Here is a 3739-nt window from a genome sequence, read left to right as displayed (position 1 = left end):
GTCGACTGCGGGCTGGATGAGGCGGCACTGCAGGATCGGGTGCGCCTGGGAGACGCGGTGGCCTTTGCCCAGCCGCCGATTCGCCTGGGTGACTCCTGGCTGGTATCGCCTCGCCTCGACAACCGGGTTTCGCTCGTGGCACTAACGCAGTGCCTGGAGGCGCTGGCGCAGGAGCGGCCTGCGTGGGATTTCGTGGCGGCGGCCGTGGTGCGTGAGGAGACCGACGATGCCGGCAGCACAACTTCAGCCTACGCTCTCGCCCCTCAGGCTGCCGTCGTGCTCGATACCACCTTCGGCCGGACACCGGATCTCCCCGAGCATGCCAGCTTTGCGCTGGGCGCAGGCTTGAGCAACGCCTGGGGCCCGGCGGTACACCCTGCCATGTTCCGGCTGCTCGAGCAGGCGGCCCGCAGTGCGGGCGTCGACCTGACACCGGAGTTCCTCCCCAACCTGACCCAAACCGATGCGGATCACATCCAGCTTGTCCTGGCGGGCGTGCCCACGGCAGTCATCAGCATCCCTATCCTGAACATGCACACGCCGGGTGAGATCGTGGATCTCGGCGACATCGAGCAGGCCGCCCGCTTGCTGACCGTATTCGCCCGCGAGCTTGGACACAACCTGCATCTCGAGCTCACGCATGACTGAGCCACCTCGTCCTCAGCTCACTCCCCTGGCTGACCAGGAACTCCGTTTGCTCAAGGATCTGACGGAGTGCGTGGGCGTGTCGGGCGGGGAAGATGAGGTTCGCCGGATCGTCAGGCAGGCGGTCCCGGGGGACGTGGACGAGCTGCAAGTCGATGGACTCGGGAACCTGATCGCCCTGCGGCGTGGCCGCGCCTCAAGCCGGCTGCGGGTGATGGTCGCCGCCCACATGGACGAGGTCGGGTTCATGGTGGTGGCGGTCGACAACGACGGCCGCCTTCGCTTCGAGACGGTAGCCGGGATCGATGAAGCTCAGCTGGCCGGGCGCGCCGTGTGGCTCGGTCCGGAGCGCCTGCCCGGGGTCATCGGCGCCATCCCGCCCCACCTGCTCGAACCGCAGCAGTTGACCTCGGCCATCTCCCCCCGCGAGCTGAGGATCGACATCGGCGCCCGATCTGGCGCCGAAGCCCTTGCCCGGGTGCCGCCCGGGACCCGGGGCACGATCGCCACGCCCTTCGAGTGCCAGGATGGCGTCCTGCGTGCCAAGGCTCTCGACGACCGGCTGGGCGTAGCCACGCTGATCTGGCTGCTGGGTGAGACCTTCGAAGGCATTGACTTGTACGCGGTTTTCACTGCGCAGGAAGAGGTCGGCCTGCGCGGGGCCGGGGTGGCGACCCACCGCCTCGCCCCCGACCTGGCGATCGCCATCGACTGCACGCCAGCCCGCGACCTTCCGCTCCCGGACGGCCAGGAGAATCCGTTCTTCAACGCCCGCCTGGGCCACGGGCCGGCATTGTATGTCGTCGACGGCAGCACGGTATCGGATCCGCGCCTGCTGCGGCTTGCGGTCTCGGTCGCCGAGCAGCACGCCCTCCCCTACCAGTACCGCCAGCCGGGTGGCGGAAGCACGGACGCCGGAGCCATCCACCGCTCACTGACCGGGATCCCCAGCCTGTCGATCTCTGTCCCGGCCCGCAATCTGCACGGCGCGGTCAGTACCGCACTTGTGTCCGACTGGCAGGCGTATCGAGCCCTGATCCATGCCCTTCTCCACAGCCTGCACCCCGGTCAGCCGCAACTCAAGGCAAGCTGAGGCGGTTGCCCGTGCCCCTCACGCCGCGATTCCCCAGCTCCTATCTCCCGGGCCGATCTCGATCTAGCGGCCTTGCGGATCCGTCTGAATCGCAGGCCAAGGTTTGTCATGCAGGCGGTCGAAGCCGATCGCCGCATCACCGGTTCCACTGGACAGGCGACGGCATCCGACGGGCAGAATCGAGACTACGATCGCGCCTCCCGATCCATCCGGCGAGAGGCCGCCCATGATCGAGCTCGTCCGCCAACTCAGCGAAACCGCTGGGCCCAGCGGCCGCGAGGGGGCCGTACTGCGCCGGATCGAGGATCATCTGCTGGCGGCCGGCGTCCCTGTCAGGTCCTCCCCTTTGAGCAGCTTGCATGTGGTCGATGAGGCCGGCGGCGCCACGCGGTTGTTGTTGGTCGCAGCCGTCGACGAGCCCGGGCTGATCCTTTCTCCCCCCGACTCTCGTGGCTACTCCCGCGCCCACCGCCTGGGGAACCTCCCGGCGCAGGCGTATGCCGGGCGCCGTATCCGCACGCTGACTGGGGCCTCCGGACTGGTGGTCTCGGTCGAAGCGGCCACGTCACGACGCGGCCGACCCCCAACCATCCTGGTGGACTTGGGGGCAGATGCGACTGCGCTGGAACCGGCCGAGGGCGCCTTTGCCGTCTTGGATGAGGCGTTTGCCGGCGAGGCAGAAGCGTGGACCGGCAAGGCGCTTGCCGACCGCGTGGGGGTGGCCATTCTGCTTCAGATGGCCGCTGCCGGGATCGGATTGAGCGCGGGATGCAGCTACGCCTTCCTCGTCCAGGGGCAGCTTGGTTTGCGGGCGCTGAACCCGACCCTGCGAGCGCTTGCCCCAAGTCGACTGATCCTCATCCGCGGGGCAAGGGAGGCTGAGGCCGTCGACGCTAGCGGCTCCGCCATTGTTCGGGGGAAGGGACCGGTCTTGCTGGTTCGACATGGACCGGCGGTGAGCGACCCGCGCTTGACCGCCATCGCTGAGCAAGCCGCCGGCGAGACCGGACTCCCACTTCAGCGTGCCATCCTGCTGGCGGATCCACATGTCTCCCGGGGAGGGGAGGCAGGACTGGGCCGGGTTCCCGCCTTGCTCTTGGCCTACCCGGTGGGAAACGCCGAGGGGGCGCGCCAGAGTGTGTCGCCCTCCGACATCGAGCAGCTGGCCCCGCTGCTGGGGACACTGGCCAATACTGTCGCAGCCTCCGCCTCCCTTGACTGAGGCGGCTTCGTCGACAGCGGCACCCTCGCCAGCGTGGGCCTGGCTTGTGTTCGGGGAATCCTCAACTCGACCCGCCAGGTCGGCTTCTTCGCCGTCCGGGCGAGGAAGTGGGTCGCCCGCAGAGCCGGTGTGGCTTGGCGAGGTGCAGGTTCAGGCGCCCTTCGGCATTGCCGCCCGCCGCAACCGCACGGGGTAGACTCGGGGGCATGCTCAGTCCGCCTTGCCCAGGCTCGATCGCTGAAGCCCGATCAAGGCGGGGCTGGGGCGACGGCCGCCCAGCGAAGGAAGGAACTTGACGTCCAGCCGTCTTGCCCGCCTGCTTCGATTCTCGGTCGCCTTCCTCGGCGCGGCAATGACGGTTGTCGCCGTCTTGGCCTACCCCCTCGGGCTGGACAACAATCCGGAACTGGGGAGCTCACGCGCCGCGCTGCTGGCGCTGGGGCTGTTGCTCGTCTGGCTGGCGACCGGCCCTGTCCTTGGGAGGTTGTTCCGTAGGTTGGCGGGGGCGGCGAAGAGCCGGCTCGGGCTACGCCGGCCCGCGCCACGCCACGGCCTGACATACGACGACGCCAGCCCAGGAGCTGCCAGTGCGGGATCGCTCGAGCCACCCGCCGCCGACAACGGCCTTCCCCACGGTTCCTCGAGCCACCACCCGAAGCTCCGGCTGCGTCAGAGCACGGACGGTTGGACTATCGCATTCCTGCTCGCCGTTCTGGCGGCAGCCGTCCTCACCGCCTGGTGGCTGGGGACCGCCGGCACGTGGACCGACTGGCCCGCCT

Annotated in this window: 4 protein-coding genes; all 4 read left to right on the top strand. The window is 68.9% G+C overall.

The window, feature by feature from the left end; translation table 11 throughout:
- The coding region (locus MUO23_12175; protein ID MCJ7513714.1) for a M20/M25/M40 family metallo-hydrolase at positions 1-648 on the top strand (648 nt) is incomplete at its 5' end.
- Positions 641-1738, top strand: a complete 1098-nt coding sequence (locus MUO23_12170) for a hypothetical protein (GenBank protein MCJ7513713.1) — start codon at positions 641-643, stop codon at positions 1736-1738. The genes MUO23_12175 and MUO23_12170, both read left to right, overlap by 8 nt.
- A gap of 226 nt (positions 1739-1964) precedes the next feature.
- A complete protein-coding gene (locus tag MUO23_12165) occupies positions 1965-2960 on the top strand; it encodes a hypothetical protein (GenBank protein MCJ7513712.1) in 996 nt (331 codons plus the stop codon).
- Positions 2961-3252: 292 nt separating this feature from the next.
- Positions 3253-3739: hypothetical protein (locus tag MUO23_12160; protein MCJ7513711.1), on the top strand; the 487-nt coding region annotated here is incomplete at its 3' end.

Source organism: Anaerolineales bacterium (assembly GCA_022866145.1).
Taxonomy (GTDB): domain Bacteria; phylum Chloroflexota; class Anaerolineae; order Anaerolineales; family E44-bin32; genus PFL42.
This window is presented reverse-complemented; position numbering and strand designations above follow the sequence as displayed.

Bases quoted from the DNA above. Each gene is read 5' to 3' on its own strand.
- MUO23_12170 (MCJ7513713.1), top strand. From the start codon at position 641: ATGACTGAGCCACCTCGTCCTCAGCTCACTCCCCTGGCTGACCAGGAA.
- MUO23_12165 (MCJ7513712.1), top strand. From the start codon at position 1,965: ATGATCGAGCTCGTCCGCCAACTCAGCGAAACCGCTGGGCCCAGCGGC.